Genomic DNA, 26,548 nt, shown 5'->3' with positions numbered 1-26,548 from the left:
ACCCGTTCCCATCCCGAACACGGAAGTTAAGCCTCAGATCGCCGATGGTACCTGGCCCCCGGGCCCGGGAGAGTAGGTCGCCGCTGGATTCACGGACCCCTTGAGCGAACGCTTGAGGGGTCCTTTCTTTTTGTGCCGTCCGCGCAATTTCGCGCTGTCATTCCCGCGGCGGCATACACGCTCCAGGCATGCAGCTCCCAAGCAAGTGCGTTTTCTGCAACGCTCTAGCCCTGTTTTTTTTACCTTGTCCTTAAGACACTAATTGTCACTTACTTTGGACTAAAACCGCGCCGTTATGCGGACTTGCAATATTTGCATCTTGAATATTCCAACCTGGCACATTGACAAAAAGTCCATAAAAATATCCAAAATGTATACTCCGCGCCCACGCAGTAATTGTAGTTTAGAATTGTAGGCAGGCGATGTCGCAGGCCTCGGGGTTAGTGAGGATAAGACAATGAAAGACAACGAAAATGAAATCAAAAAGGTTGGACCCATCGTGGAAACTGCCTGGGGCATTCTCCTGCTGGTATCTAGCGTTACACTATTTTTAATCGGTTGCTGAGCTATGTTCTTTAACCGGTTGATATAAAGAGAGTCCGTTATTGTTGGAAACGGGCTCTTTTTTTAGCCTTAATTAGCGTGCCATTTTCATCCAGATGAAACAAAAACGGAGCCCCGAAGGACTCCGTGTATTTGTTTTTAGAGCTATTAGACTCTTCCGAAGCGGCGTGTCTTGCGGAATGGCTTGTCTCCAAAGCTGCGCTCGTCGCGGTCTTTGCGGAAGGGTTTATCTTCGAACTTGCCTGGCTTGCGGTCGGCGAATTGGCGTTCGCGACGTGCCTTGCGGTTCTCGAAAGGCTTGTCTCCAAAGCGGTCTCCGCCTTCGCGATTTTTGCGGAATCCGCCACGACGTTCTTCGTCGTGGAAGCCTCCCTTGCGGTCGCGATGGAAACTGCGGCGTTCTTCGCGGCTGGCGTGCGGTCTTGTTCCCGGTGCGGGACCCTCGGGAGGTTCGTCGGTCATCACGCGGAAGCGGGCGTCATTACCGCGGATTGTCATTTCGGACAAGATATCGAGGACGTCTTGCGGGAGCGTGTTCGGGAGTTCAACGGTGCTGAACTTGTCAAAGAGCTTGATGCGGCCGATGTTGCTGCTGTTGATGTTTGCTTCGCCAGCGATTGCACCCACGATGTCGCGCGGGGTCACATGGTCGATGCGGCCAACGCCTAGGTAATAGCGCAAGAAGCCTTCTTCGACGCCGTTCAAGCCTTCCTTGCGTTCCTTACGCATGCGCTTCTGCTCTTCGCTATTGAGGCCGAAATCTTCGCCATTGCCGAGAAAGTCTCTGCCCGTGCGGACCTTTTCGCGACGTTCCTTCGGGGCTTCGAGCGGCGGGAGGTTCGGGAAGAGCGGCTGCTTTTTCTGGTACATCTTGATGACGGCGGCTGCGATGTCTTCGGCAGTCATTTCGTTGACGGAGCCATCTTCGAGGGCTACGCCATCCTTCATGTTGCAGCCTTCTGCGGCGAGTGCGCGGACGAGTTCCTTGAACTGGTCTAGTTCACCGTAGCTTACAACGCTCTTGACTTTAGCCTTGAATGCTTCGACGCGTTTTTTGCTAATTTGTTCGGAGGTCGGCATTTCCATCACGTCAATCGGCTGGCGAGTTGCCTTTTCGATGGTCTTGAGCATGCGCTTTTCACGCGGCGTGATGAACAAGATGGCGTTTCCGCTGCGGCCTGCACGGCCTGTACGGCCAATGCGGTGCACGTAGGATTCGGTGTCGTACGGAATGTCGTAGTTCACAACGAGCGAAATACGGTCCACGTCAATACCGCGGGCGGCAACGTCTGTCGCGACGACGATATCGAGCTTGCCCATCTTGAGGCGGTTGATGGTGCGTTCGCGCATGGACTGGGCGAGGTCGCCGTTAAGCGGGGCCACGTTGAAGCCTCGGCTTTCGAGCTTTTCGGCCACTTCGGTGGTGTTCTGCTTGGTGCGCACGAAAATGAGTACACCGTCAAATTCTTCGCCTTCGAGCACGCGGGCGAGCGCTTCGATCTTGTGTTCGTTTTTCACGAGCAAGTAGCGCTGGCAAATGTTTTCGACTGTGGTCGTCTTGCCTTCGATGCGAGCTTCTTCGTATTCGCCCAAGTGCTGGTCGATAATCTTCTTGACGCTGTCCGGCATGGTGGCGCTAAAGAGGGCGCGCTGGGCGTCGGCGGGGATTTCCTTGAGGATGGTTTCCACGTCTTCCATAAAGCCCATGTCGAGCATTTCATCGGCTTCGTCGAGGACGATAGCCTTGACCGCTCCGAGAGAAATAGAACCGCGCTTGATATGGTCTATCAAACGGCCCGGTGTGGCAACGACGATGCTTGCCTTGCGCTTGAGGGCGCGCAACTGGATGGCGATATCCTGACCGCCATAGACCGGAACAACCGTCACGTTCTGCATCTTGACGGCGTATTGCTGGATGGCGTCTGAAACCTGGATCGCAAGTTCGCGTGTCGGCGTGAGCACGAGCATGGACGTTTCGCGTCCGTTAAAGTTGATGCGCGAAAGGAGCGGGAGTGAGAATGCTGCCGTCTTGCCGGTACCAGTCTGTGCTGTTCCGAGAAGGTTTGCGCCCTGTAAAAGCGCCGGGATGGCCTTAGCTTGGATGGGCGAGGGCGTTTCGTAGCCTGCGAGCTTGACCGCTTCAAGAACTTCCGGAGAGAGACCGAGATCGTCGAACGTCACCAAGGATTCGTCACCGACATCTTCTTCGTCTGCGGAGTCTTCATTTAAGGTTGCCGAATCAGTCGCGACTGTTGCGTCTTCTGCTTCAGTGGGCTTTTCCTGCTCGCATGTTGCTTCGTCATCGTCGATAAATTCGACTTTTTCGCCTTTCTTGATTTTGGAGGCTGCGCCGGATTCCAGAACTTCGCCGTTATCATCAACGACAATGCCGTCCGGATTTGCTGCAAAGAATGCGGCTTCGTCAGCCTGGTCTTCGTCTGCACCGCCTGCGATGGCGTTCAAGAACGCATCTGCTTCGAGCTGCAATTTAGAGTTGTCGTTATTTTCCGGAACGTCGATTTCCGGGCCGCAAGAAATATCTTCTGCCATAAGTCACCTTCGGGATCCGTAAACTTCATCTGCAGCACATGCCGCGTCATCACTTTGCTCGAATCGAGCATTCAATAAGCCCCGAAGTGCACTCGCACTTATAAACCTGAAGTCTGTTGGGTCCCCTTAATTTTGCGCCAAATGTAGAAAATAAAGGTTTGAAATCAAAGGTTTTTAAAAGGTCGCTCTCTGAAATAAGTAAAATAGAATTTATGGTGTTATTGGAAATGTAATTTATGGGATGGACTCATTGCAAAAAAAATAATTGTATAAAAGGGAGTAAAAGATTGTCAGAAATAGTTAATGAACATAGACAGTTTAAATGAATTATACTATATTATGCAAACCTCGGAGAGATGCCAGAGTGGTCGAATGGGCCGGTCTCGAAATCCGGAGTCTGTCACAGGACCGAGGGTTCGAATCCCTCTCTCTCCTTTGAAACGAAAAGCGAAGCCGCAAGGCTTCGCTTTTTGTTTCAAGTGAAATAATAGAGGATGAGAACCCTCGCAGAGGGTTCGAAAAACTTTCTCTCCCCCCCTCAAAACCCGATAAAATCTCCTCAAAATGGTAATTTTTAGCACTTCTGTGGTCAAAAAATGAAATTTTGTAATAAAAATGTATTCTTTTCAAAAAATTATGCTATATTTATTTACGTGAACGTATCAGAGGGGAGCTTTGATTTGTTTGCGCAATTTCAAGCGCCCTTCTATGAATTTAACGAAATAAACGAGACAATAGGAACCGTAAGGAACGGTTTTGGTGTATTAGGAGTTTATTCAGAAGTCTCTCATTCCAACTCGTAAAATACTGTCGCCCTCCATTCGAGGGCGACTTCCCGTTTATGGGGCGCGCGACGCGGCTTTTCGCGGTTACAAAAAAGCCAACCTTGCGGTTGACTTTTTTATACCCTTTGAAAAGGTTGAAAAAAAGACTCATCTTTCGATGAGCCTTTTTATACCCTGTGTCGCGGTTTGCTCGAGGGTATAAAAAAAAACCAGCTTTTCAGCTGGTTCCTTTATACCCTTTAAAAGGTTGAAAAAAGAGCCCAACTTGCGTTGAGCTCTTTTTATACCGCTTGAGGCGGTTACAAAAAAAGCCAACCTTGCGGTTGACTTTTTTATACCCCCAAGCGGTTTCGAACCGCTGTTGCGGGAATGAAAATCCCGAGTCCTGGGCCACTAGACGATAGGGGCGTTTTGTGTGAGGACAAATATAGGATTTTATAAAATATTGTCAAGGGTGGATTGATAATTTTTTTGAGGGCGTGCGTTTTTTTTTAGCTGGCTTTTTATACCCTTTGTTGCGGTTGGCTTGTGGGTATAAAAAAAGAACCAGCTTTTCAGCTGGTTCCTTTATACCCCCAAGCGGTTTCGAACCGCTGTTGCGGGAATGAAAATCCCGAGTCCTGGGCCACTAGACGATAGGGGCGTTTTGTGTGCGCCAAATATAGATGTTTATAGGAAATTGTCAAGGGTTTTTGTTTGAATTTTTTATTTTTTCTCTCGTGATTCTGAAAAAAAGGCTAAAAAAGATACTTTGGCGAGGCGTTTTCCGCTTTTTGCCGGTGGCTTTGCTTGCGAGTGCTGCCGATGCGGCTTTGCTTTGGGGCATTCGCTCATTCATGGATATTCTCCAGGGAAGACCGATTTTCTCGCTTTCCGGGTGGCTTGTGCTGATGGTCGTCCTTACGGCGCTCCGTTTTGCGTTTTTTGCCTGGAAAATGAACATTTCCGAAAAATGGCTTTTTGGCGCGGGTTCCCTGGTAATGGGCTGGTTCCTACATACGCTCCGTTCGCTCTCGCCGCGAGTGTTCCATACGCCGGAGGGCGAATCCAAAGTTGAGGCTGCTTACGAATCGGTGGTTGTTTTGCAATCGAATGGAGGCGTGTTTTTCCAGGCGGTTCAGGCGGTACTCCAGCTTTTGGTCTTTTTGCCGGTGCTGTTCTACATTTCTTGGCCGTTGACGTTATTCCTTTTTGTTGTGGTTGTTCCGCTGGTGGGCTGGATGCAGCGCCGTTTACACAAAATTGGTCCTGCCGAAGAGCACATCCTGACGGAACGCTCGGATTTTCGCGGTTCGCTTTATCTTGCTCGTAAACTTTTCCGTCGCTGGAGTTCTCGTTATGAACGTAAGGAAATTTCGAATGACTTGATCGCTCGAGTTCGCGATCTCAGGGACGATGGTCTTGATGTTTCGCTCCGCAAGGGCGTGCTTTCTCTGATTACGGAAACTGTGTCGGTCTTGGCGATGGTCTTTGTGCTTGCGTTTTGCGCGCTACTGATTTCGGAGGGCTGGATGGACGGAACGGGACTTGTGCTTTACTGCTCGGCGGTTCTACTTTGTTACAAGCCTGTGAAGGAATGTGCTCGCGTGATGCCGCAGGCAAGGTCTGCGATGAGTGCACTTAGCGTTTTGGAAAAGTTCGAAACGTTGCCTTCGAAAAAATCGGATTCCAGTTCTGCAGAAAAGGCGTATTCTCCAAATTCAGACAACTTGCAAATTACGCATGGCGACTTTGCGTATGAAGGGGCTTTTGAAACGCTCTTTAGCAATTTTTCGCTTTGTTGGAATACGAAAAAGCCGGTGCTTGTCCGTGGACGAAATGGTGTTGGCAAGTCGACGCTGTTGCGCTTGATTGCTGGGCTTGAGGAATGGGACTATGGAAAAATTTTAAGTTCGCTCCCCTTAAAAAACAACGTGTTTTTTGTCGCTCAAGATTTAGAACTCCCTCCAATTCACTTGTTGCAAAAATTGCTTGCACAAACGAATTCTGCGGCAGTCATCGAATTTGCGCATGCCGCGCGAGTGGATAAAATAATGGCTAAGGAGGGGATGTCGGGCGGAGAACGTGCTCGCGTTGCCTTAGCTTGGGCGCTTGCCTCTGACAGTTCCATGATTTTGCTCGATGAACCGTTTGCATCTGTGGCGCTTGCGGACCGCGAATTGCTTTTGACAGCGTTCCTCGATACGGCTGAACTCTTGCACAAGTGGGTGGTGCTCGTGAGCCACGATGTCCTTTCTCGTGAACTTGAACAACGTTTTAATGTTGTGGAGATGGGCGATGCCTAATGCAGAAAATAAAATTTCTGCGTTCTTGTATCGCTATCGCGGATACATCTTGGGCGTCATTGCTGTTGCTCTTGTTTGTGCGCCTCCGAGCGATTTAACCCCTAGTACCCTAATTGCGATTCCGATTTACGTTGTAAGTGCTTTTTTACGAGTGCAGTCAAGGCGTTTTATTGGTGAGCATACTCGTGGGCATGTCCATGCTGCAGATGCGCTTGTGACTTGCGGTCCTTACGCTCGTGTTCGTCATCCGCTTTACATTTCCAATACGGGCTTTGCGCTCGGGGTCGCGTTTTTCCATCTAGGCGTTTCGCTTTGGGTGGTCGCGTTTATGCTTGTCGTGGTTGCGTTTGAAGTTGCGCTTTCGCGAATTGAAGACCGCTTCTTGGAACAGAAATTTGGCGATGTGTGGCGCGCGTGGGCTCGCGAAACTCCAGCTTTTGTCCCGCGTTTAAGCGCATTGGACGCTTCTTCTTGTGATTCTAAACACGTTCCCGCGCAAAGAACCTTTTGGCAGGCGTTTTTTGCAGATTCTTCGACATGGCTGTGGCTTTTCTTTTGTAATTTATTATTGATATTGAGGAAAGTGGCGGTTTTCTATGTTTAAGGTATTTGACATTGCGCGTGAGGCTCTCGGATCTGTAGCCAAAGCTGCAGCCAAGGTGCCTGTTATAGAAAATAAGTACCATATGAACGAGCGCTTGCGCGGTCCGTGGCCTAAGGGACCTTTCCTTTGGATGCACGGCGCGAGTCTTGGTGAATGCAAGATGCTCTTGAATTTGGCGAAGTGCCTCAAGGAGGACTTGCCGAATTGCCCGCGTCTTTTGCTCACGACGCAGAAGGTTGAGGTCGTTTCGTTTATTAAGGAATCGGGGGTGGATGTGGTCGCTCACATTGCGCCTGTGGATGCCCCTGCAACGATGAAGTCCTTTATTTCGTCTGTGAAGCCGATGGGGTTGATTCTTGCCGAAAATGAGCTTTGGCCGGGCTACCTCTCTTCGATGTTGCGTATTTCGACGAGACCGCCTGTAGCCCTTGTCTCTGGGCGCTTCCATCACGCGGTTCCGGGAATGGACTATGCCGCCATTGGCTTTGTGAGCATGCAAACGGGTTCGGACTTGTCGCGCTTCTTTAGCGTTTCTGCGCGAGCGAGTAATTCGCGGATGATGATTGGCGGTGATTGGAAACTTTTGCCGTGGGTGCGCTTGAACAAGGCTGTTTCTGCCCCTGAAAATCCGACGGTCGATACGGTGTTTGTCTCGATGCACATTCAGGAGGTGTCGAGCCTTAGCCGCATGGTTCTTTCTTCGATCAAGCGTGGAGAATCTGTGGTGCTGATGCCGCGTCGTTTGCCCGAAGTGGAAGAGTTCCGTCAGGAACTTAGTGAACAGGGAATTCCTCTTGTCGACTGGCCGCTGGTGCAGAATGGTGCGGTCTCGGTTGTTAACGAGTTTGGCAAGACTAAAGAGGTGCTTGCTGTTTCTAAAACGGCGGTTGTCGGAGGATCGTTTGCACGCGGTCTTGGAGTCCACGATTTTTGGGAGCCGCTTCAGAGTGGTGTTTCTACGTGTGTTGGTCCGTACACCGAGGGGCAAAAAGAGGCGGTTGCAACGCTTGTACGTGAAGGCGTTATCGCCCAGCTGCAATCGGCGGCGGAATATTCGAGGCGCAATAAGCCGGATATTCGTTTGGTGCAGACGTTCCTGGCTCATGAAAGTGCGAAGATTAGTGATTCGTACCAGCAATTGCTTGAGTTCTTGAAAAATTTGTTAAAGTAAATTAGGTAAACTATGAAAAAAATCGTTTTGGCTACGCCTCGTGGTTTCTGTGCCGGTGTGGATCGTGCTATTCATGTGGTCGAAAAGGCTATTGAAAAATTTGGTACGCCGATATATGTGCGCCATGAAATTGTTCATAACAAGTTTGTCGTGGATACTCTCAAGGGTAAAGGGGTTGTCTTTGTTGATGAACTCGACCAGGTACCGGAGGGGTCCGTGGTGATTTTCTCGGCGCATGGTGTAGCTGAACATATTTATGAAGAGGCTAAAGCCCGTAATTTGCAGGTACTCGATGCGAGTTGCCCGCTGGTGCTCAAGGTACATTTCAGCGCGAAACGCCATTACAATGCGGGGCGCCATATCATCTTGATTGGCCATGCTGGTCATGCTGAAGTGGAAGGTACGCTGGGGCAGCTTCCAGAAGGCGCAATTACGCTTATCAGGAACGAAAAGGATGCGGAAACAGTAGAAGTGCCTGCAGACAAGGAACTTGCCTATATCACGCAGACGACGCTTTCTGTGGCGGAAACGCGCAAGATTATTGAGGCGCTTAAGCGCCGCTTCCCGGAAATCATCGGACCGGAGGCGGGGGATCTCTGCTATGCGACGGGCAATCGCCAGGCGGCGGTTCTCGAACTGTGCTCTGTGGTCGACATGCTCTTGGTCGTTGGCGCCAAGAATTCCTCTAATTCTTCGCGTTTGATGGAGCTTGGACTGGAACAGGGACTCCCGAGCCATTTGATTGCGGACGTGAATGACCTTGATCCGGCATGGTTTGAAGGAATTGGTTCGGTCGGTATTTCGAGCGGTGCGAGCGCACCGGAAGTGCTAGTTCAGGGTGTCGTCGACTGGCTGAAAGAAAAATTTGGACCGGTTGAAGTGCAAAATCTTGTAAAATTAGTGGAAAATACGAAGTTTAACTTGCCAAAAGCATTGCAAGATTAACTTTAGCCTTGACAGTTCCAGAATTTTTAGCTAAAATTGCTGCCTGTAAAAACAACGGAGTTTAATATGAGCCGCATTTGTGAAGTTACCGGCAAGGCCGGTCTCGTGGGTAACATGGTTTCCCACTCTAACCGTAAGAAGTTGATGAAGCAGCTTCCGAACCTCCAGAAGAAGCGCTTCTACATTCCTGAAGAAGATCGTTGGGTCACGCTCCGCGTTAGCGCTGCTGGTCTCCGCACGATCAACAAGCTTGGTATCCAGGCTGTTGCTCAGGAACTCGGCATCTAATTTCTTAAATTAAAAGTTTAACGAAAGCCGCTATGCTCCGCATGGCGGTCTTTTGTGTATTTATTCCTCGTTGTCGCCTCGGACGGGGTCGCCTTATACGGCGTCGTCGTTTAAAAAAAATGCCCCGGCGTTTAGACCGGGGCTGGTTTTGTAAAAGGAGATTCCCGGTCATCCCCGTCAAGTGAGGACAGGCGCCGGGAATGACAGTACTGTAAGACTACTTTCTAATGAACTGCGGGACGCCTTTGTACTTCGCCATGGCCTGCATGATGCTACCCATTTCCCATTCCTTCTCCTTGAGACGGCGGCGGAGGAGGGCGACGAACACTTCCATGAGCATTTCGCAGTCGTACACGGAACGGTGCATCTTTTCTTCATCGATGGTCATCGAGATTTCACCGCGCTTCATGAACATGTTTGCCATGAAACCGAGCTTGTGGTTTGCAAGTTCCGGCATGATGGTCTTGGAAATAGCAAGGCTATCGACGACGGGGTTGCCCGGTGTGAACTGCGGGTTCTGCTCGTAGGCGGTGCGCAAGAAGCTGGCGTCGAAGTTTGCGTTGTGAGCGAGCAAGATGGAGCCAGGGCCGCAGAATGCGGTGAACTGCTTGAGGGCTTCTCCGACGGGCGGTGCGTTTTCGACCATCTTGTCGGTAATGTGGTTCACGTTTGTGGCTTCGGCGGGGATGAGCATATTGGGCTTTACGAGCGTGTCAAATTCCGAGATGAGTTTCGGTACGACGCGTCCGTTTTTCACTTCTACGGTGAACTTTACGGCGCCGATTTCAATGATTTCGTCTTTACGGTTGACAAGACCAGTCGTTTCTAAGTCGAATGCGACAAATTTTGGTGGTAGTGCTATCACGGCTGTGTTTCCTTTTTTGAATTATTTTCGGGCAAAAGATACTTAATTTCGATGTCAATTGCTGTCAATGGGAGTGGAATTATGAAATTATCCCATCCATTTAAGCGAAAATGCCTGCTATACTTGATGCAAAAAAGCCAAAGAGGGCGACCGCTCGCCTTAGAAAGCCACAGGGAACCCGGTTTTACCTGGAGAGCGGGGCCGTGCGGACCGTCGAGTGCCATGCCAACAAAACGGTCGTTTTTGAGTGACTTGAGCAAATGGCGGACGTTTGTGGCTCCGTGCGTGTCGGAACCACGGGTAACTTCGTAATGGAGCTGTTTGGCCGCCTGGGCGAAAAATTCTCCATCGCTCGATTCCGAGACGAGGATGTGAACGTTCTTATCCTTGAAGGCGGCGGTGCTTGCAAGCAGATCCTTGTGCCAAAGTCCAAGGATTCCCGGGCGGAAGTCGTCGGGCACGCGTAGGCGGATGCGGAGGCTCCTCATCCAGAGGGCGCCGAGCGTTGCAAGCAATTTTGTCTTCATTTGGGTGAAATTCACGGCTAAAAATTAAAAAATTTCACTTTTTTTGATCTTACCCCTTGTAAGGTCCGCTTAAAATACTTATATTGCGTCTGCAATTATGGCGACGTACCCAAGTTGGTAAGGGGCGAGTCTGCAAAACTCTTATTCGGCGGTTCGAGTCCGCCCGTTGCCTCTCAAAAGACCTTTCGTGAAAGCGGAAGGTCTTTTTGTTTTTCGCGGGGCTGCGCGGAACTGCGTTTTCGGTCAAAAAAATGCCCGCGCACTTGTGGTGGCGGGCTGGGAAACTTATTCTGCTGGAGGCGGTGGGAGTGGGTTCTTGCGGGGGCGACCACGGGGGCGCTTGACCGGCATTTCTGCTGCGGCTTCTGGGTGTAAAGCCTTGTTCTTTGCCATGAGCGCTTCGCGGATCTTTTTCGCACGTTCTTCGATGCGCTGGCGGGCGAGGTCGGCTGCCGATACAATCACGGTCTTTGGCTTGTCGCCAGGCTTTGCACCGAACGAGCCCTTGAGGACGCGGCCTGAAGGCGGCTTGGGCGGTTCGGAGAGAACGCTCGTGAGCACGCGCTTTGGAGCATCGGCGGGGGCTGCTTTAGCGATGATTTTCTTGACTTCGGCGTCATCGGCCTTTGGAGCGGCGTTCGTGGCGATTTTCTTTAAGATGCTCTTGATTTCGGCATCGTTTTCGGCTTCACGCTGCTTGGCGTTTTCGGGCTTGTTGTACTTGGCCACGAGCGAATTGAACTTGGCGTTTTCGCTCTGCTCTTTGAGCTTTTGACGCTCGCGCTTGGACGGGCGCTTGGCGCCATTATGCTTTTTACCGATAAATTTTTTTTCTTTGCTTTCCGAGTTGCGGATGATTTCTTCGTCGGAAAGACCACGCAGTTCAGGCGGGACTTCTGTGATTTGAAGAGCCTCTTTTTTTGTGGAATCAGTCATGATTTCTGAGTCTTTAAGCGGTTTTTAGCTTTGTCAAGGTTTTTTTTGCACTTTTTTTGCAAAAAATTCAGAAAAAAATTAAAAAAATTTGAAAAAAGTGTTTGTCAAGGTCTAGAAAAAAAATTCTTTATGGACTATTTTTGGTGTACATGCTTCGGTTTACACAAGAAATATCTCTCGCTCTGCGCTCTATCGCTAATGAAGAAGAAGCGCATGAAATGTCTAAGAAGGCTAGGGAGCAATTTGAATTCCTCGGAATCAGATTGGTTCCCCGTCGTGAAGTCACATATCCGATTTTCGACAAGTACCCGCCAAAGGACGGGGACGAACTCGTGTCGAGAGTCGAGGACATGTGGGCGCAGCCGTATAGGGAATTCCAGTACGCGGCCTGTGACTACCTGTTCCGCCATCGTGCGCTTCTCGGTGGCCAGCACCTAAATTTCCTGAAAAAGCTCATTAAGACCAGAGCCTGGCGCGATACGGTCGATACCCTCGCTTCTTGCGTCTTGGGTGACTTGGCGCTCCGCCTGCCGGCGTTGCGTACGAAGATCGCCTCCTGGATCCGCGACCCGAACATCTGGGTGCGCCGTAGTGCAATCATCTTCCAGGTGCAGTACAAGGACCGCACGGACTGGCCGCTTTTGCGTCAGTTCTGCCTCACTTGCGCGAAGGACGACGACTATTACATCCGCAATGGCATTGGTCGTGCTCTTTCTGAATATGCACGCATCAACCCGACGGAAGTGCGCCGTTTTGTCCAGGACAACACGTTTGCCGAACAGACCGCTCAAGAAATCCTGCGCCTCATTTAAGCAGGACATTGGCGGGCTGCGAAATTTTGCAATGTAAGTTGCGCGAAGCCTCGGCTTTTAAAGACTCTCGAAAGAGGGTCTTTTTTATTTGCTTTTCTTTTCGCTTTTCGCCTTTTCCTTTAGCGGAAAGCTGAATTTTCCCTGAAGGACGCAACCTTTTGCCCCCGGGTCGCATTCCTGTTTGCGTTTTTCGCAGAACGTTTCGTTGAGGTATTTACATTCCCAGCTCATAAGAATCTCCTTCTTGAAAGAGGTGGTTGTGCTTGTGGCACTTTTATTAATCTAATCAAAAAGGGGGTAAATAAGCCTATAATTTTGAGCTGAAAATAGTCTATTTAAAACGAAATCGCGGCTTTCGTTTGGAAAGTCGCGATTCTTGCGTTAGTCAAAATTGAGGGAGCGGCGGTAGGGGGTGAAACCGGCGTTTTTGATGAACGTTTCGGCTTGTTCGATGGTCGTGAGCCCGTGGTTCTTAAGCACGTTCTCTTCGATGACGATGCTGTTGATGTCGTCGGCGCCGGCGTGTAGCCCTAGTTCACCGAGCGAAAGTCCCATGCCAAGCAGCGAAACTTCGATATGCGGGACGTTGTCGAGGTACAGGCGGCTGAGCGCGAGCAGCTTGAGGTATTCGTCGCCGCGCACATGGCGAATGGGGAATTTGTCGGTCTGCGGCTGGAACGTCCAGACGACAAAGCTCTTGAAACCGCCCGCAATGTCTTGCGTTTTTCGCACGTATTCGAGATGTTCGATAACTTCTTCGGCAGTTTCGGCACTGCCGATGACGATGTTTGCGCTGCCGGGGAGACCTTTCTTGTGGCAGGCGGCAAGCGCGTCGCACCATTGCTGCGCGGGGAGCTTCTTGGGGCTCAGAATTTGACGCATGCGGTCGGAGAGAATCTCGGCGCCTGCGCCTGGAACGGAACTGAGGCCTGCATCCTTGAAAATGTCAAGCAGTTCGTCAAGCGTTATGTTGTTGAATTCCGCAATGCGGACAAGTTCAACTGGCGAAAAACCGCGCACCTTGACGCCCAATTCTTGCGTGAGCATCTTGAGGACATCGGTGTAATAGCTGAGCGGAATTTCCTTGTTGACGCCACCTTGCAGAAAAATCTGGTCGGCGCCTTTGGCTTTGGCTTCAAGCGTCTTTTGACGGATTTCGTCCAAACTCAAAATGTACGCTTCGGGGTGCTTTGCAGGGCGGCAAAAACTGCAAAAGCTGCAAGTCACTTCGCACACATTCGTGTAGTTCACGATGCGGAATGCGGTATAACCGACACGGTTACCTGGGAGTTTTGATTTACGTACGGTATCGGCTGCTTCGACGACATCTGTCCACGGCGCATTTTTCAGGATTTCGAGCCCTTCGGCTGGCGTAAGACGCTCTTGGGCGATTGCTTTATTTAACAAGGAATTCATTGGTTAAATAATAGAAAAAATAAACCTCATACCTCAAAGGCTCGAAGAGCCGACCTCACACCCCATGCCCTGTTGACTAATTGTCCACGAAACCGCTTCTTTGCTATGTGATAACGTTCACATTCGGGGTTATATTATAGTTGGGTTAAGTTAGGAAGAACACTGGTGTGTTCATGCTTGGTTTTGTGAAGCCACGCTGTTGTGTGGCGTATCTCCTTGTGTGTATCAAATCAGTTTGGAGGACTTGTCCCTTCGGGATAAAGAGTTAGGAATGATACTAAAGGAGAACAGGTATGAATCATCTCAGTTTGAAGTGTGCTGCAATGGCGCTTGCTTTTGCGGCATCTGCACAGGCCTTTACCGTTACGGGTAAGGTTAGCGACGAAAGCGGCAAGGCTATCGAAAAAGCCTCCGTAGAACTTCTTAAAAACGCACTCAAGACAACGACCGATTCCAAGGGCGAATTCAAGCTCTTCAAGGAAGATTCGACGATTGGCATCCATGCGGTACGTCCGATGCTCGGCTACGTGAGCGTAATGAATGGCGTTCTGTCTTATTCCCAGAGCACAAATGAACCGGTGCGCATTCAGGTTTTTGATGCTGTGGGTTCCCGCGTCTTGAACGAAACCGTTTATGGCACGGGCACGCTTGACATGCAGTCTATCGTGAAATCTCAGGGCTCTTATTTTGCACGCGTGAGCGTCGGTAGCGCCAAAAGCAATTTCCGCTTTACTTCCAATGGCAATTATGGGATTTCGTTTGGTGAAGCTGTAGCCCGCGGCCTCAAGAAAGAAGAGGCTGGCGATGAACTTCGCGTGATTGCAACGGATTATGACACGCTTACGGTTGCGCTCAGCAACTTGGACACGAACGTTACTCTCAAGCTCAAAAAGACGGTTAAGCAGCCGGAATACGCTTACGGTTGGGGCCTCAAGAACGATCCTGTGCCGACTCGTGGTTGCGGCAAGGATACAAAGCTTGATTACAAGTATCGCGGTGACAAGCCGTATATCGAATTCAAGTGGAGCAAGGGTTCGCGTACCGTGCGTCTCGACATCCCGAAGAACTATGACAAGAATAAACCGTACAAACTTATTTTCGGCATGCAGTGCATGGGCGGCTGGGCCGGTGGCGTGCAGGATGAAGGCTACTATGGCCTGAAACCGCTCGATACGGAAAATTCCGCTATCTTCGTCGCTCCGGAAGGCAATGGAAACCAGGCCCCGTGGGGTCAGGATGACTACACGCTCTTCGATGAACTCCTTGCTTACCTCGAAGGCAACTTCTGCATTGACTCTTCTCGTGTGTTCTCGACCGGCTTTAGCTACGGCTCCATGTTCTCTAACGGACTTTCTTGGAACCATCAGGACGTGCTCCGCGCTGTTGCCGTGTACGAAACTGCTGAACGCAACATTTGGCTCCCGCAGCGCAAGAAGATGGGCATTGGCTGGATGGGCGTGCTCGGTTTGCAGGATAACCTCTGCACTCCGGTCATGGGTCGCGCAGCTCGCGATATCATCTTGGAACTCAACTCCGAAGGTGGCAAGGCCAAGAACGAGCGTGCTCAGGAATATGGTGGCAACGGTCCGCACGTTTGCTATGACTACACAACTGTCGAAGAACGCTTCCCGGTTCGCTGGTGTACGCAGAACGGTGGCCACATCTGGGACCACAAGGATCCGGGTTCGAACCAGTCTTGGGTACCGAAGACCACTTGGGACTTCTTCAATAAGTTCTAATATTTAAAATTCTTTCCTCCTCACTAAACTCTCGGTGTAACAGCCGGGAGTTTTTCATGTAAAAAAGAGTGAAAAATCATTTTCCCGATAATATAAGGTCGTTTTTCTTTTGTTTGAATTGTAATTTTTGAAGTATGAAAAAGTTTTTGAAAATTCTGCTGGTCTTTGCTATACCGCTTTTGCTTGTCGCCGCGTTTTATGGGTATCATTTTTATTGTGCGAAATCGTTGAAAAAAATGAGATATTCGGATGCGGAAGTCTCTGCAGTCGATGCGGAACGTGCCGTAAGTATACTTATCTATTCAATGGGTTTGGATAAGGGCATAAAATGCGAACCTACAGGATTAATTGAAGAAAATGTGAACGATTATTTGGAAGCAGGGATGATTGCAGATGTATATAAGTCGGACACTATTTTGGATAGCCGTATCGAAAAGGTACGTGATGATTTCGGTAGAACGACAATTGCTATGTATAAGAAAAAACGTAAGATTGGGTGTTATGAAAAAGTGGAGTCTGTTATACTAAAAGAAAATGCAGATTCCTTGTTTGGTGGGACTTGCAGTCTTTTTCTAGATAAAGATATGCGACAGGACTTTTATGTTGGAAAACGTCGTAATGGTATTGTAACAGAATGTGAAAATTATTATCGATTTTTGACCGATTTTAGGAAACCGATGAATCTGAGGCGTGTGAGGAGTGTGCAACGGATGGAACTAGATTCTGTTTCTGGAAAAGTAGTCAATTTTATTTCAGAAAAAGAACATGTTTCTTATAAAATAAGGAAAGTTTACGACTGGTTCTCTTACGATTCGTTCTTGTATGATGATTTGCTTGTAGATACTAAGATGGTTTTTGATGGCTTGGGGCGCCTTATAGAATCAAATATGAAAGGAAAAGTTTTTCGTTATGAGCATTTGACGAATGATTCCGCAAATCTTAATGTGAAAATTTATAGTGAGTCTGGGAAAAATATCGGTTTTTATAAGAGGTTCTTTGATTACAATGGAAGTCTGCGAACTGTGCAGTATGGAACAAATTTTTATGAAGTGAATGAAAAGAGCTATTATGAAAAAGGCAAGTTAATCAAAGAAATATTGAACGAAGATCGTTTTTATTTTAGCTTGCGATCCCGGGTGCGGCTGTTTGATTCTATGGGAAATGAAATTTTGGATTCCTCTTTTTATGAGCATACTTTTTTGCCGGGAACAAGATTTGGGGCTCGCTCGTATGTGGTCAAACGTGAATATGAAAATGGAAAAATAAAAAAGGACGAACGCTACGAGGAAATGTTTAGAAGGCCGTTGTCTTTTATATTTTCTTCAATGAAATCAAGGCAAATCAAAGAAATCAAAAACTTGAAATTTGAGTATGATCAAATGGGAACGTTAATGTCTATGGTTGATTTTTTGCATGAGAAAAAAGTTTTCTTTTCAAAAGAAAAGCAAGATAGCCTTCCAAGGTGTTCTGATGATATTATTCAATCTTGGAGAATGCAAAGGTGCGAAGAAGGAATGGAAAATTTAATTCAAATGAAACCGCAGATGCCGAAATAAAATTCGCCGAACTGCAATCCTTTTTCTATCTTTGGGCGCATGGAATTCAAGCGCTTTGAAGCTCTGATCGAGATGTTTCCGCAGGTGCAGATTTTTAGCACCGAGGGCGAAGATCTTGACCGAGTCATTACTCATTTTTTGAATCAACGTGAAAATGTCTCCACGATGTCGGAGGCTATGCAACGTAAAATCCAGCAGGCTTTGGCCCCATTCTTCCAGCAGCGTTTTATCAGCTTGCACGATGCGGAAGCTCCGCTGGTGCGCAACCTGCTTCTGGACAAAAAGTTCTTTTTGCAGACGGACCGCTACATTGACGATATGGCGTGGCCGCTGACCGATCCGGAAAAGCTTGGCGAGGCATTGAACATCGCTGACCTTGCCGAAGGAATTCTTGACCGCAAATTGCTGAGTCTTTCGAACGGCGAACTGCGCCGAGTGCTCTTGGCCCGCATGTGGATGGAAAAGCCGGAATGGGTTTATTTTAATGACTTGTTTGGCGGGCTTGATCCGGAGTACCGTGCGCATTTGGCCGGCTGCGTGGCTGACCTTGCAAAACGCCCGGGATTGAAAGTCGTGGTGCGCCTTGCTCGCGAAGATGAGCTGCTTCCGGAAATTCCGGCGTTTGTTTATGCAGACAAGACGTTCACGCAGTATGCGGGTGAACTCCCGAAAGCCGCTGCTACCCCGAAGTTCAAGAAAGCCGAGCTTAAGGACTACGAGATTGTGGATCTTCGTAGCACGAAGGATAATAACGGTGTCATCCTGAGCGATGCACCGCAAGGTGCGCAGTCGAAGGATCCAGTGAATTCTAGTGCCGAGATTCTTTTTGATCTTAAGCACGTGAATGTTCGCTTTGGCGATACGGATGTGCTCAAGGATTTGAACTGGACGGTTCGCAAGGGTGAACATTGGGCGGTGATGGGCGAGAACGGTGCCGGCAAGAGTACGCTCCTCGGCATGCTTACCGCTGACCATCCGCAGATTTACAACAACGACATTACGCTCCTCGGTGAACGTCCGGGACATGGCCTCAACATCTGGGACCACAAGGCAAAACTCGGATTCTTCTCGCCAGAAATGGCTCTCCAGTACCGCGAAGATTTGAGCCTCCTGGACGTGCTTTGCACAGGCTTTACGCCGAACCTCTGCCGCGCTGAGAACATCACGTGGGAAGAAAAGGCAAAGGCTCGTGAATGGCTCACGTACTTGGGCTTTGAAGATACGTCGATTTCTATCCGCAAGATTTCGCCGATTGACAAGCGCCTGGTGCTGATGGCCCGTGCCGCAATCCGTCCGCCGAAAGTCCTTTTGCTTGACGAACCGACGCAAGGCCTCAAGGGCGAGTATCGCGAAAAGCTGTTCCACCTGTTGCAACTGCTTTCGACGGAAACGACAATCATCATGGTCAGCCATTACGAAGAGGAATGGCCTCCTTGCATGACGCACCTCCTTAGAATGCCGAAATTCTCTTTGAATTAGACGTACACAAGAAGGTCCCGAAATGAATTTCTTATTCGTTGCTCTTGGCGGTGCTCTCGGTAGCGTGTTGCGCTACTTCCTTTCGCTTGTGATTCCTAAAGTGGCTGGGTTCCCCTGGCCGACCTTTGTCGCAAACGTTTTGGGCTGCCTTTGCATCGGGATTTTTTCGGGACTCTTCCTCAAGTGCGATAGCCTCTCGCCAAATCTCAAGCTCTTTTTGGTGACAGGCTTTTGCGGTGGCTTTACAACGTTCAGCACTTTTGCCAATGAAAACTTGGCGCTTTTGCAAAGCGGAAAAATCGGGATGTTCATAGCTTACGCGCTAGCAAGCTTTGTACTTGGCGTTGCCGCCTGCGCCTTCGGAATTTATAAATTATAAGAACTAATAAACCTAATACCTAGCCTATGCAATTGAATGAGCAAAATATTTTAAGCGCCTTGCGTGCGGTCCAGGATCCGGACTTGCACAAGAATATTGTAGAACTAAACTTTGTTCAAAACCTGAAAATTGAAGGCACGAAGGTTTCCTTTGATTTGAAACTCACGACTCCGGCATGCCCGATTCGTGACCGCTTCAAGGATCAGTGCATTACCATTGTGAAAAGCCTTGGTGCCTCCGAAGTCGAAGTGACGCTTACTTCTTCGCAGGGCCGCGTGGGCGACGACAATTCTGCTGCTAAGGCTCCGCAAAATTCGCACATTGGCGAAGTGGCACATGTGGTTGCTGTGGCTAGTGGCAAGGGTGGTGTTGGTAAATCGACTGTGACGGCGAACCTCGCCATGGCGCTTAGCCTTTCTGGCGCTCGCGTGGGTATTCTCGATGCTGACATTTACGGCCCTTCTATGGGTCTTATGTTCGGGATAGACAAGGCTCCTGAAGTTTTCGAAGACAATACGATTGCACCTGTCGAAGCTAAGGGTGGCATCAGCATCGTCTCGATGTGCATGTTCGCGGATTCCGACAAGGCGACCATCTGGCGCGGACCGATGGTTTCGCAGATGATCCAGCACTTCATCCACCACGTGCGCTGGGGCAAGCTCGACTACCTCCTCGTAGACTTTCCTCCTGGAACGGGCGACATCCAGCTCACGCTTACGCAGAACTGCCCGATGGCAGGTGCGGTCGTCGTGACGACTCCGCAGCAGGTGGCTCTCGCCGACTGCCAGAAGGGAATTGCTATGTTCGATAACGTGGGCGTTCCGGTGATTGGCATTGTCGAGAACATGAGCTACTTCATTTGTGATGAGTGCGGCAAGCACCACAATATTTTCCCTGCCGGTGGCGGTCAGAAGATTGCCGAAAAGTGGGGTGTACCGCTTATCGGTAAAGTCCCGATGGAACCAGCCGTTGCCGACTGCGGTGACAGTGGTACTCCGGCCGTGCTCCGCTACCCGAACTCCGAATCGGCGAAGGTCTTTATGGACGCTGCCGAAAAAATGGTCCGCACGCTTTCTGTGTTTGAATCCGAAGGCGATGGAGTCCTTAAAAACTTCAATTACGATTTCGAACAGCTGCCTGTGGAGGAAGTATGATCCAACCAAAGAAAGTATTCAGGACAAAAGAGGGCAAGCTCGGTTTTGAATGGAATGACGGCAGCCGAGGCGCTTGCGATGCCCGTACGCTCCGCTTAGCTTGTCCGTGCGCACTTTGTGTGGACGAACATACAGGCGAAAAACTCCTCGATGATTCGACTGTTCCCTTGGATGTAAAGCTCGAACATATCCAGTCTATAGGTCGTTATGCCGTGGGTCTTTCTTTTAGTGATGGCCATCGTTCGGGAATTTACCCGTATGATAAACTTAAGGAATTGACGAAATCCGCATAATAAACCATATTTGAAAGAGTCGAAGACGGTTTGTCCAAGACAAGAAGGTGTTGTTTTATGAGTGATTTTAACGAAGCTCTTTATTTTCGTGACTTGAATAGGTATCCTACGCTGACTCCACAGGAGGAATCGGCGCTGTTGAAAATTATCAAGAACGGTGAAACCGAAGAAATTCGAAAGTCTGCCTTACAGCGCCTTATCCGTGGTAACTTGCGATTTGTGGTGAGTGTCGCCCGTAAGTACCAGGGTCGCGGTCTTTCACTTCTGGACCTCATCAACGAAGGTAACCTCGGTCTTTTCAAGGCGGCTAAGCGCTTTGACATGGACAAGGACGTGAAGTTCATCAGCTACGCCGTGTGGTGGATTCGTCAGTCCATCCAGAAGGCTTTGTTCGAACAGGTGGGCGCAGTCCGCATTCCGCCTAACAAGCTTGCCCTGGTAAACCGCTTCAAACGCGCCTTGATGCAGAACGGCGGTGACTACGACAAGACCATCTCGATGGAAGAATTTGCTCCTTACGAACGCGACATCGTCGAAGTCATGGAAAAGATTGTCGATATTTCCCTTGACGCTCCGATTGGCGATGATGCCGGTGTCTCCAGTGCCGATTCCGTGAGTACGCTTATGGACGTGCTCGGCAGCGACGGCAACCAGGACGAGGACATGGAACGCGAAGAGCGCAAGAAGCTCATCCAGGAAACGCTTTCTTCACTCCCGCAGCGCGAAGAAGAAATCCTCCGCATGTTCTACGGTCTCGATACGGTCGAAGACACGACGCTCAAGGACATTGGCGAAGACTTGAAGCTCAGCCGTGAACGCGTCCGCCAGATCAAGAACAAGACTTTGCGTCGCTTGCAGAAGAGCAAGGAACACAAAGAAAAATTGGCTGACTTCCTGGAAATTTAATTGGAACTCTAATGTCGAATCCTTCATCTGCGCCTCGTACTGCCGCGTACCTCTTTCTGTTTTTTTTCTTTGGGGCGCTGCTTGCGTATGGCGGATTCAAGATTTATAACAAATACGGACCATCCAAGACGGTCGTAGGGGAAATTCCGTTCGGGCTCGAAGCGGGTACTTCCGTGATGAATGGCGATGCCCCGAATTTCAAGGCCGATGTCGAAAGTCTCCCGTTGCAGGCGCAGGCTGAATTCCGCCGTGCGGGTGAACTCTCGCGTAGCGGGGCGACCAAGGCTGCTTACGAAATTTACGATGCGCTTGTGCTTCTGTATCCGAATGTGGATGCGGCGGTCTGGGGCGAAGTCAATACGTTGTTCCATATGGATTCCGTTACGGAAACAATGCGTGACCGCGCTGAACTTTTGATGGGGCGCCTCATGGCTCGTTATCCGAATACGGGTATCAGCTTTTACTTGGACAGCCGCAAGTCGCTCCTTGCAGGGAACTTGACCGTTGCTGTCGAACTGGCGAAGATGGCAAGTTCGCGCGCTCCTGCCATTTACGAGATTAGACTTTGGTACGCGGAACTCCTGCACAAGAATTCGAATTTGCGAGATGCTGCCAACGAATGCCGTGCGGCTATCAGCCTTTCTTCGGGCGATTCACAGCGTGCGTTTGAGCTTTTGGCTAAAGTCTACCATGACGATGGAAATCTGGACAGTGCGGCACTCGTCGTTGATTATGCTTTGACGCAGTTCCCGCTCTCTTCGGAATTGATGCTTTTGCGCGGTTACCTTGCCGAATACAATGGCAAGTTCGACGTTGCTGAAAAGACGTACCAGCGCATTCTTGCCTTCCGTCCCGATTACGAAAAGGCTCGCCGCGCGATGGCGACGATTGGCGAAAAGACGGCTCCTGGCAAGAATGGTATGTATGCGGGTTCCTCTCGCGATCGTGCCCAGGTGGCATGCGACATTCTCGCTCCTCTGGTGGAACGTTATCCTGAAAACTTGCCGCTACGTGAAGCCATGGGCATCGCTTATACCAAAGCCCACATGTTTGATATGGCTCGCCGCGAGTTCAACTACATCCTCAAAAACGATCCGGATTACCCGGATATCAAGTCTCGCCTGAATGAACTTGAACAAGTGCGCAGGGCGGCGATTGAGGAGTACAATAACGGTCTTACGGCAAACTTGAACCGCGCCGTGGATAGCCTCCGCGAATCCATGATGCCCGAAAGAAAACACGACTTCTCGACGAAATTAGGACATTATCTTGTTCGTTATGGAGCCTCTTCGCAGGAGTTCTTTAAGAAGTATTCCGCCTCTAATTTTAAACAAGTGAAGCGCTTCGTTTGGCAAGAGACTTTCTTTGAATCGCCTTACCATCATACGTACACGGTCGTTTTTGATTCGCTGAACCGATTCAGGGAAGTTCATGTGGTCGTGTTCGATTCCGCTTCAAGCTCGAATCATCTTGGTGTGGCTCCAGAAATCTTTACGCGCCTCCTCAAGCAGAATTCCCGCATTTCTGGCATCAGCAATAACACTGGCGAAACGGATTGTGGCAATGGCGTTATCATGGATGCCGCTGTCTGGGAAACCCGCGATAACTTCGAAATCCTGGCTCGCATTGTCGGGAAACCCGCCGAAGTGCGTATGGTCCGCCTCGATCGCTCGACTTTGCCCCCAACAGGCATGAAACTTTGCGATTATATGCCTCTTCTTATGGAATTTTAGCTCATAAATATCTATTTTATAGCTATATGTTCCGTGGTCGTTTTTTAGCTTTATTTTTGCTTGCCGCTTTGATTGAAGGCTGCACTTGCTGCGCCTACTTGAACCATATGTTCAATGCAGAACGGCTCTATGACGAAGCGACCGAACTCCGTGAGGCTCGTCTGGATAGTGTTCCCGACGAAACCATGTCTTACCCGAGTGGCGAAGAATCTCAGAAATACGAAAAAGTCATCGAAAAAGGCTCTCGTGTTCTTGAACGTTTCCCTAAGAACAAGACGCGTACTGCCGAAGCTGTTTTCCTCATTGCCGAATCTTACAGGCACAAGTCCGACTGGCCCAAGGCAATTACCAAGTATGACGAATACGAACGCTACTTTGCCGATAACGATTCCATGCGAGCTGTGGAATACCAGCGTGCTTACTGCCTCTACCGCAACCAGGAATTCAATATCAGCCGCTTTGCGTTGGAACCTGTAGTGGCTAACAAGAACCACCCTTACTATTTCCAGGGGCTCAACTTGCTCTCTCTCTTGGACGAAAAGTCCGAGGCTCCGGAACAGGCAATTGCTGCTTTGGAGGCTGTGCTTGCCGACACGAGCGGAACGCCGTACATGAAGGGCAAGGCGCATTTCCGTTTGGCTGGGCTCTATTATAAGATGGAACAGTGGGAAAAGGCGCACCATCATTACAATGCGAAGGAAATCGAGAATTTGAATGATCGCGAACGCCAGACGGCGGGCGAGCAGTCGGCTGAATGCCTCGTGAACATGAAGGATTATCTCAAGGCGGCTGACGAGTTTAAACAACTCTACAAGGTTGAGGCGTACGAGAAAAAGCGTCCGCACTATTTGGTGCGAATCGGTGAAACGACTCTCTTGGCTGGTCGCAATGCCGATGCCTACGTGATTTTCAATAAGGTCAATTCGGAATACGCAAAGACGGAACACTCTTCCCGCTGCTATTTCAATATGGGCGATTACGAGCAGACCAAGACGCTGAATTACGATTTGGCAATGTCCTATTACGATAGCAGTTACATTGCAAGGTCCATTAGCGAGTACGCCCAGAAAGCCCGTGACCGTCGCAATGCTTTGAGGCGCCTAGTCTCGATGCGCGAAAAGAACGAAGATATTCTTCAGAGCAAGGATTCCATTCCCGACATGAAGTCGTTCTTCAAGAATGAATTCATGATTGCGGAACTCTTTTTGCTCAAGCTTTCTGAAGCGGATAGCGCCGTAGCAAGGCTCACGAACGTTATTGAAAAATCCGACGACACCGCAAGCGTTATGCGTGCTGCGTATGCAAGGGCTTTCATCTATGACGAGTTCCTGCACGATCCAGATACTGCTGAAGAACTTTACAAGGAAATCATCGAAAAGTATCCGAATACCGATTACGCCAAGCAGGCTCAGGTAAACCTTGGCATGAATGTCACGATGAAAACGCAAGAAGACGAAGCCCGTGACCGTTATATGGCCGCCGAAAGCTTGTGGACGGTGGCGTCTGAAATGCCTGCAAGCAAGATGGACTTGGTGGATTCCGCATATGCCAATGCCTTTGCCGCCTTTGATAGCGTTTACAAGGAATACCCGCAGACGCAGTCGGGCATCCAGGCTCTTTACATGAAGGCGATTTACTTCCAGATGACTCCGGACCGCATGGATAGCGCTGTCGCTATTTATCGCGACCTTCGTGACAAGCATGGAACAACGGCGTGGGGTAAGCGTGCCGCTTACGTGCTCAATACCCGCCTCACGACAACGGATGATGACATTGCTAGACTTCGTAAGCGTACAGCTCAGACGATAGAAAGCCTTGATAAAAAATCGGCGAAGTACTACGAAGAGCTGAACGCCAAGCCTGAAGAAAAGAAGGCTGATATTATCAGCAAGGAAGATGAAATTCTCGAAAATACGTACAACAGTATGTACGACTTTGAATAGGCTTATGCATTCTCGACTTTTCTTTGCTGTTGTTCTTTGTGTTTTGGTCGCGTTTTCGGGCTGCTCGGGGGCAACGCACCGCAAGGGTTATACCCGCGTGACAAAGTCATCGCGAGTACAGAAAAAAGCGGAAATCGGCTATACATTTACAGGCGATGCCAGTTATTATGGCAAGGGCTTTGATGGCAAAAAGACTGCGAGTGGTGAAATTTTTGACCGTGATAAATTTACCTGCGCACACCGAAGCCTTCCGTTTGGAACGAAGCTCAAGGTAACTCGCATTAAGACGGGCGCCTCTGTTGAGGTTCGTGTGAATGACCGTGGGCCGTACTCCAAGAAACGCGTACTCGATTTGAGCGAAGCTGCCGGGAAGGTGCTTGGACTTGATAAAGCGGGACATGCCCAGGTCAAAGCCGTCGTGATAGAATAAATTTCAAAAAAAATGAGACTACTGCTCAAAATGTCATCTTATGACATTTGACGATTCTATATTAGTGCTCGTAAGAACACTAAATACCCAAAGGTAAAAATATGAATCGCAAAGCAGTTAAGGTGAATAAGCATGTAGTCGAAATCCCGGAACAGTCTCCGTGGGATTCCGGCTTTTCCATTTTCAAGCGCCGTATTGGGGAATTGATGCAGTTAAGCGGTAATGACGATTCTGTTATCGAAGATGACGACTTGATTCCGTATTACCGCATGGGCGAAAGCGAAACGTTTGTGCTTTCTGCCCTCGGATGTGCCGTTTGCGGTTAGTGGGTTCCTAAGCTTTGGTTAGGGAGCTTACTTGCGGTTGATGCGTAACATTACTTGCAGGGAATTGCCGCAATGAGTGTGGTGGTAGTAATCTTTGCGGTTGTCGTCTCCGGCTGTGTCATAACCGGATTCAATTTCCAAGAATTGCCACCTTACACCGATACCCATGTATGTTCTTTCGGAAATTTGCCAGTCTTTTCCGACTTCAAAGTCGATTCCGACAACCGTGTGGCTGTCTCGGGTTCTTTTCCCTGCATGGTAGTAATTTAAGTTTCTGTCATAATAAAATCCACTGTTGTCGAACGGATCGTTCATGAGTATGGCCCCGATAGACATTTTTGCGCTGACGAAAAGCCCTTGCAAGAATGTGTTTTGTGTCCGAGAGAATGGGAATGCTGTTACGCCACCACCGAATAGAATGACGAGAGCGTCAATGTCATTCAAGCCGATGTATTTGCTGTCGATGTCATCTAAATCGTATTTGCCGTCAACGGATACGAATTCGAAAGAGCCATGGATGGCGATAAGCCCTTTGATGAGCATACCAAGGGTAAGTTCGCCCGTGTAGCCAAAACCTGTGCCATCGTATTTGAGTCTTTCGTCATAATAGCGATGGTTGTAGTAGATGTTGGTCATGTCGAAACCAATTCCTGCGTTCACGTAGAAACTGTTTCTTCTGGGGGCTTTTTTGACAACACCAAATTCCTGAGGTTTGGCCTGTGACTGTTGCGTTCCCCACTGCGATTGGTTGTTGCCGTTTTCGTCGGCAAAATAATCTTGTGCAAAAGCTGTTTCACAAAATACAGCAAAAAATAGAGCGAAAATCAAACGTTTCATGTCGCCCCCTGGAGACGAGTTAAGG

24 protein-coding genes, 4 tRNA genes and 1 rRNA gene are annotated in these 26,548 nt (G+C 49.4%); 20 read left to right on the top strand and 9 right to left on the bottom strand.

The window, feature by feature from the left end; genetic code table 11:
- Nucleotides 1-89, top strand: a 5S ribosomal RNA gene (gene rrf / locus BUC30_RS15690); the annotation flags it as partial.
- A 622-nt stretch (nt 90-711) separates the two neighbouring features.
- Here rrf and BUC30_RS15685 read toward each other — a convergent pair.
- Complete coding sequence (locus BUC30_RS15685; protein WP_244536693.1) at nt 712-3,114, bottom strand: DEAD/DEAH box helicase; 2,403 nt, start codon at nt 3,112-3,114, stop codon at nt 712-714.
- 350 nt (nt 3,115-3,464) lie between these two features.
- Here BUC30_RS15685 and BUC30_RS15680 point away from each other — a divergent pair.
- Nucleotides 3,465-3,549: transfer RNA gene (locus tag BUC30_RS15680), tRNA-Ser, on the top strand.
- Nucleotides 3,550-4,234: 685 nt separating this feature from the next.
- On the opposite strand, the gene BUC30_RS15675 is transcribed toward BUC30_RS15680, so the two are convergent.
- Nucleotides 4,235-4,307 (bottom strand) — tRNA-Glu (locus tag BUC30_RS15675).
- A 162-nt stretch (nt 4,308-4,469) separates the two neighbouring features.
- A tRNA-Glu gene (locus BUC30_RS15670) sits at nt 4,470-4,542 on the bottom strand.
- Nucleotides 4,543-4,678: 136 nt separating this feature from the next.
- On the opposite strand from BUC30_RS15670, the gene BUC30_RS15665 reads away from it, so the two are divergent.
- The 5 genes from BUC30_RS15665 (at nt 4,679) to rpmB (ending at nt 9,192) form a co-directional block, all read left to right on the top strand.
- Nucleotides 4,679-6,184 carry an ABC transporter ATP-binding protein gene (locus tag BUC30_RS15665; RefSeq protein WP_244536694.1) on the top strand — a complete coding sequence of 502 codons (1,506 nt, stop codon included), beginning with the start codon at nt 4,679-4,681 and terminating at the stop codon, nt 6,182-6,184.
- Nucleotides 6,177-6,788: a methyltransferase family protein gene (locus tag BUC30_RS15660; protein ID WP_073443410.1), complete on the top strand. Its 612-nt coding sequence runs from the start codon at nt 6,177-6,179 to the stop codon at nt 6,786-6,788. The genes BUC30_RS15665 and BUC30_RS15660 overlap by 8 nt, the downstream gene beginning before the upstream one ends.
- On the top strand, nt 6,781-7,959 hold the full coding sequence (locus BUC30_RS15655; protein ID WP_073443408.1) for a 3-deoxy-D-manno-octulosonic acid transferase: 1,179 nt from the start codon (nt 6,781-6,783) through the stop codon (nt 7,957-7,959). Before BUC30_RS15660 ends, BUC30_RS15655 begins: the two co-directional genes overlap by 8 nt.
- 12 nt (nt 7,960-7,971) lie before the next feature.
- Entirely contained in the window at nt 7,972-8,904 is a 933-nt protein-coding gene (gene ispH, locus BUC30_RS15650) for a 4-hydroxy-3-methylbut-2-enyl diphosphate reductase (protein WP_073443406.1), read from the top strand.
- A 66-nt stretch (nt 8,905-8,970) separates the two neighbouring features.
- The gene (gene rpmB / locus BUC30_RS15645) at nt 8,971-9,192 is read left to right on the top strand and encodes a 50S ribosomal protein L28 (RefSeq protein WP_014546602.1); all 222 of its coding nucleotides are present in this window, start codon (nt 8,971-8,973) and stop codon (nt 9,190-9,192) included.
- Between the two features lie 217 nt (nt 9,193-9,409).
- On the opposite strand, the gene BUC30_RS15640 is transcribed toward rpmB, so the two are convergent.
- Nucleotides 9,410-10,057, bottom strand: coding sequence for a 3'-5' exonuclease (locus tag BUC30_RS15640; protein ID WP_014546603.1), 648 nt, complete (start codon nt 10,055-10,057; stop codon nt 9,410-9,412).
- Nucleotides 10,054-10,584 (bottom strand): lysophospholipid acyltransferase family protein, encoded by a 531-nt coding sequence (locus tag BUC30_RS15635; RefSeq protein ID WP_244536692.1) that lies wholly within the window; start codon nt 10,582-10,584, stop codon nt 10,054-10,056. The genes BUC30_RS15640 and BUC30_RS15635 overlap by 4 nt, the downstream gene beginning before the upstream one ends.
- A gap of 99 nt (nt 10,585-10,683) precedes the next feature.
- Between BUC30_RS15635 and BUC30_RS15630 the strand changes: the two genes are divergently transcribed.
- Nucleotides 10,684-10,756 (top strand) — tRNA-Cys (locus BUC30_RS15630).
- 113 nt (nt 10,757-10,869) lie between these two features.
- Here BUC30_RS15630 and BUC30_RS15625 read toward each other — a convergent pair.
- Nucleotides 10,870-11,520, bottom strand: a complete 651-nt coding sequence (locus BUC30_RS15625; protein WP_073443403.1) for a hypothetical protein — start codon at nt 11,518-11,520, stop codon at nt 10,870-10,872.
- Between the two features lie 149 nt (nt 11,521-11,669).
- Here BUC30_RS15625 and BUC30_RS15620 point away from each other — a divergent pair, with 149 nt between their 5' ends.
- On the top strand, nt 11,670-12,332 hold the full coding sequence (locus BUC30_RS15620) for a DNA alkylation repair protein (protein ID WP_073443425.1): 663 nt from the start codon (nt 11,670-11,672) through the stop codon (nt 12,330-12,332).
- An 84-nt stretch (nt 12,333-12,416) separates the two neighbouring features.
- Here the strand turns inward: BUC30_RS15620 and BUC30_RS16175 are convergent, their stop codons facing one another.
- The gene (locus BUC30_RS16175) at nt 12,417-12,563 is read right to left on the bottom strand and encodes a hypothetical protein (RefSeq protein ID WP_170861556.1); all 147 of its coding nucleotides are present in this window, start codon (nt 12,561-12,563) and stop codon (nt 12,417-12,419) included.
- 150 nt (nt 12,564-12,713) lie between these two features.
- The gene (locus tag BUC30_RS15615; RefSeq protein ID WP_073443401.1) at nt 12,714-13,748 is read right to left on the bottom strand and encodes a radical SAM protein; all 1,035 of its coding nucleotides are present in this window, start codon (nt 13,746-13,748) and stop codon (nt 12,714-12,716) included.
- A gap of 293 nt (nt 13,749-14,041) precedes the next feature.
- Between BUC30_RS15615 and BUC30_RS15610 the strand changes: the two genes are divergently transcribed.
- The 11 genes from BUC30_RS15610 (at nt 14,042) to BUC30_RS15560 (ending at nt 25,686) form a co-directional block, all read left to right on the top strand.
- On the top strand, nt 14,042-15,487 hold the full coding sequence (locus tag BUC30_RS15610; protein ID WP_073443399.1) for an esterase: 1,446 nt from the start codon (nt 14,042-14,044) through the stop codon (nt 15,485-15,487).
- Between the two features lie 134 nt (nt 15,488-15,621).
- Nucleotides 15,622-17,043: a hypothetical protein gene (locus BUC30_RS15605; RefSeq protein ID WP_073443397.1), complete on the top strand. Its 1,422-nt coding sequence runs from the start codon at nt 15,622-15,624 to the stop codon at nt 17,041-17,043.
- Nucleotides 17,044-17,082: 39 nt separating this feature from the next.
- Nucleotides 17,083-18,522 (top strand): ATP-binding cassette domain-containing protein, encoded by a 1,440-nt coding sequence (locus BUC30_RS15600; RefSeq protein WP_073443395.1) that lies wholly within the window; start codon nt 17,083-17,085, stop codon nt 18,520-18,522.
- A 22-nt stretch (nt 18,523-18,544) separates the two neighbouring features.
- Entirely contained in the window at nt 18,545-18,901 is a 357-nt protein-coding gene (gene crcB, locus BUC30_RS15595) for a fluoride efflux transporter CrcB (protein WP_073443393.1), read from the top strand.
- A 26-nt stretch (nt 18,902-18,927) separates the two neighbouring features.
- On the top strand, nt 18,928-20,055 hold the full coding sequence (locus BUC30_RS15590) for an Mrp/NBP35 family ATP-binding protein (protein WP_073443391.1): 1,128 nt from the start codon (nt 18,928-18,930) through the stop codon (nt 20,053-20,055).
- Nucleotides 20,052-20,348, top strand: a complete 297-nt coding sequence (locus tag BUC30_RS15585) for a DUF971 domain-containing protein (RefSeq protein ID WP_073443388.1) — start codon at nt 20,052-20,054, stop codon at nt 20,346-20,348. Before BUC30_RS15590 ends, BUC30_RS15585 begins: the two co-directional genes overlap by 4 nt.
- Before the next feature lie 57 nt (nt 20,349-20,405).
- On the top strand, nt 20,406-21,254 hold the full coding sequence (locus tag BUC30_RS15580) for a sigma-70 family RNA polymerase sigma factor (RefSeq protein WP_072830344.1): 849 nt from the start codon (nt 20,406-20,408) through the stop codon (nt 21,252-21,254).
- 11 nt (nt 21,255-21,265) lie between these two features.
- A complete protein-coding gene (locus tag BUC30_RS15575) occupies nt 21,266-22,987 on the top strand; it encodes a tetratricopeptide repeat protein (RefSeq protein WP_073443386.1) in 1,722 nt (573 codons plus the stop codon).
- A 26-nt stretch (nt 22,988-23,013) separates the two neighbouring features.
- Nucleotides 23,014-24,930, top strand: coding sequence for a tetratricopeptide repeat protein (locus BUC30_RS15570; protein WP_073443384.1), 1,917 nt, complete (start codon nt 23,014-23,016; stop codon nt 24,928-24,930).
- Between the two features lie 4 nt (nt 24,931-24,934).
- Nucleotides 24,935-25,360, top strand: coding sequence for a septal ring lytic transglycosylase RlpA family protein (locus tag BUC30_RS15565; protein ID WP_073443382.1), 426 nt, complete (start codon nt 24,935-24,937; stop codon nt 25,358-25,360).
- 101 nt (nt 25,361-25,461) lie between these two features.
- Nucleotides 25,462-25,686, top strand: a complete 225-nt coding sequence (locus tag BUC30_RS15560) for a hypothetical protein (RefSeq protein ID WP_073443380.1) — start codon at nt 25,462-25,464, stop codon at nt 25,684-25,686.
- A gap of 27 nt (nt 25,687-25,713) precedes the next feature.
- On the opposite strand, the gene BUC30_RS15555 is transcribed toward BUC30_RS15560, so the two are convergent.
- On the bottom strand, nt 25,714-26,523 hold the full coding sequence (locus BUC30_RS15555) for a hypothetical protein (protein WP_073443378.1): 810 nt from the start codon (nt 26,521-26,523) through the stop codon (nt 25,714-25,716).
- Nucleotides 26,524-26,548 lie beyond the last annotated feature (25 nt).

This window comes from Fibrobacter sp. UWB7 (genome assembly GCF_900142945.1).
In the GTDB taxonomy this organism is placed as follows: Bacteria; Fibrobacterota; Fibrobacteria; order Fibrobacterales; family Fibrobacteraceae; genus Fibrobacter.
Note: the sequence above shows the minus strand (reverse complement) of the source record. Positions and strands in the feature narration are given on the sequence as shown.

Excerpts from the sequence above, each read along its gene's own strand:
- BUC30_RS15685 (WP_244536693.1), bottom strand. The coding sequence starts at position 3,114 with ATGGCAGAAGATATTTCTTGCGGCCCGGAAATCGACGTTCCGGAAAAT.
- BUC30_RS15660 (WP_073443410.1), top strand. The coding sequence starts at position 6,177 with ATGCCTAATGCAGAAAATAAAATTTCTGCGTTCTTGTATCGCTATCGC.
- BUC30_RS15655 (WP_073443408.1), top strand. The coding sequence starts at position 6,781 with ATGTTTAAGGTATTTGACATTGCGCGTGAGGCTCTCGGATCTGTAGCC.
- ispH (WP_073443406.1), top strand. The coding sequence starts at position 7,972 with ATGAAAAAAATCGTTTTGGCTACGCCTCGTGGTTTCTGTGCCGGTGTG.
- rpmB (WP_014546602.1), top strand. The coding sequence starts at position 8,971 with ATGAGCCGCATTTGTGAAGTTACCGGCAAGGCCGGTCTCGTGGGTAAC.
- BUC30_RS15635 (WP_244536692.1), bottom strand. The coding sequence starts at position 10,584 with ATGAAGACAAAATTGCTTGCAACGCTCGGCGCCCTCTGGATGAGGAGC.
- BUC30_RS15625 (WP_073443403.1), bottom strand. The coding sequence starts at position 11,520 with ATGACTGATTCCACAAAAAAAGAGGCTCTTCAAATCACAGAAGTCCCG.
- BUC30_RS15620 (WP_073443425.1), top strand. The coding sequence starts at position 11,670 with ATGCTTCGGTTTACACAAGAAATATCTCTCGCTCTGCGCTCTATCGCT.
- BUC30_RS16175 (WP_170861556.1), bottom strand. The coding sequence starts at position 12,563 with ATGAGCTGGGAATGTAAATACCTCAACGAAACGTTCTGCGAAAAACGC.
- BUC30_RS15615 (WP_073443401.1), bottom strand. The coding sequence starts at position 13,748 with ATGAATTCCTTGTTAAATAAAGCAATCGCCCAAGAGCGTCTTACGCCA.
- BUC30_RS15610 (WP_073443399.1), top strand. The coding sequence starts at position 14,042 with ATGAATCATCTCAGTTTGAAGTGTGCTGCAATGGCGCTTGCTTTTGCG.
- BUC30_RS15605 (WP_073443397.1), top strand. The coding sequence starts at position 15,622 with ATGAAAAAGTTTTTGAAAATTCTGCTGGTCTTTGCTATACCGCTTTTG.
- BUC30_RS15600 (WP_073443395.1), top strand. The coding sequence starts at position 17,083 with ATGGAATTCAAGCGCTTTGAAGCTCTGATCGAGATGTTTCCGCAGGTG.
- crcB (WP_073443393.1), top strand. The coding sequence starts at position 18,545 with ATGAATTTCTTATTCGTTGCTCTTGGCGGTGCTCTCGGTAGCGTGTTG.
- BUC30_RS15590 (WP_073443391.1), top strand. The coding sequence starts at position 18,928 with ATGCAATTGAATGAGCAAAATATTTTAAGCGCCTTGCGTGCGGTCCAG.
- BUC30_RS15585 (WP_073443388.1), top strand. The coding sequence starts at position 20,052 with ATGATCCAACCAAAGAAAGTATTCAGGACAAAAGAGGGCAAGCTCGGT.
- BUC30_RS15580 (WP_072830344.1), top strand. The coding sequence starts at position 20,406 with ATGAGTGATTTTAACGAAGCTCTTTATTTTCGTGACTTGAATAGGTAT.
- BUC30_RS15575 (WP_073443386.1), top strand. The coding sequence starts at position 21,266 with ATGTCGAATCCTTCATCTGCGCCTCGTACTGCCGCGTACCTCTTTCTG.
- BUC30_RS15570 (WP_073443384.1), top strand. The coding sequence starts at position 23,014 with ATGTTCCGTGGTCGTTTTTTAGCTTTATTTTTGCTTGCCGCTTTGATT.
- BUC30_RS15565 (WP_073443382.1), top strand. The coding sequence starts at position 24,935 with ATGCATTCTCGACTTTTCTTTGCTGTTGTTCTTTGTGTTTTGGTCGCG.
- BUC30_RS15560 (WP_073443380.1), top strand. The coding sequence starts at position 25,462 with ATGAATCGCAAAGCAGTTAAGGTGAATAAGCATGTAGTCGAAATCCCG.
- BUC30_RS15555 (WP_073443378.1), bottom strand. The coding sequence starts at position 26,523 with ATGAAACGTTTGATTTTCGCTCTATTTTTTGCTGTATTTTGTGAAACA.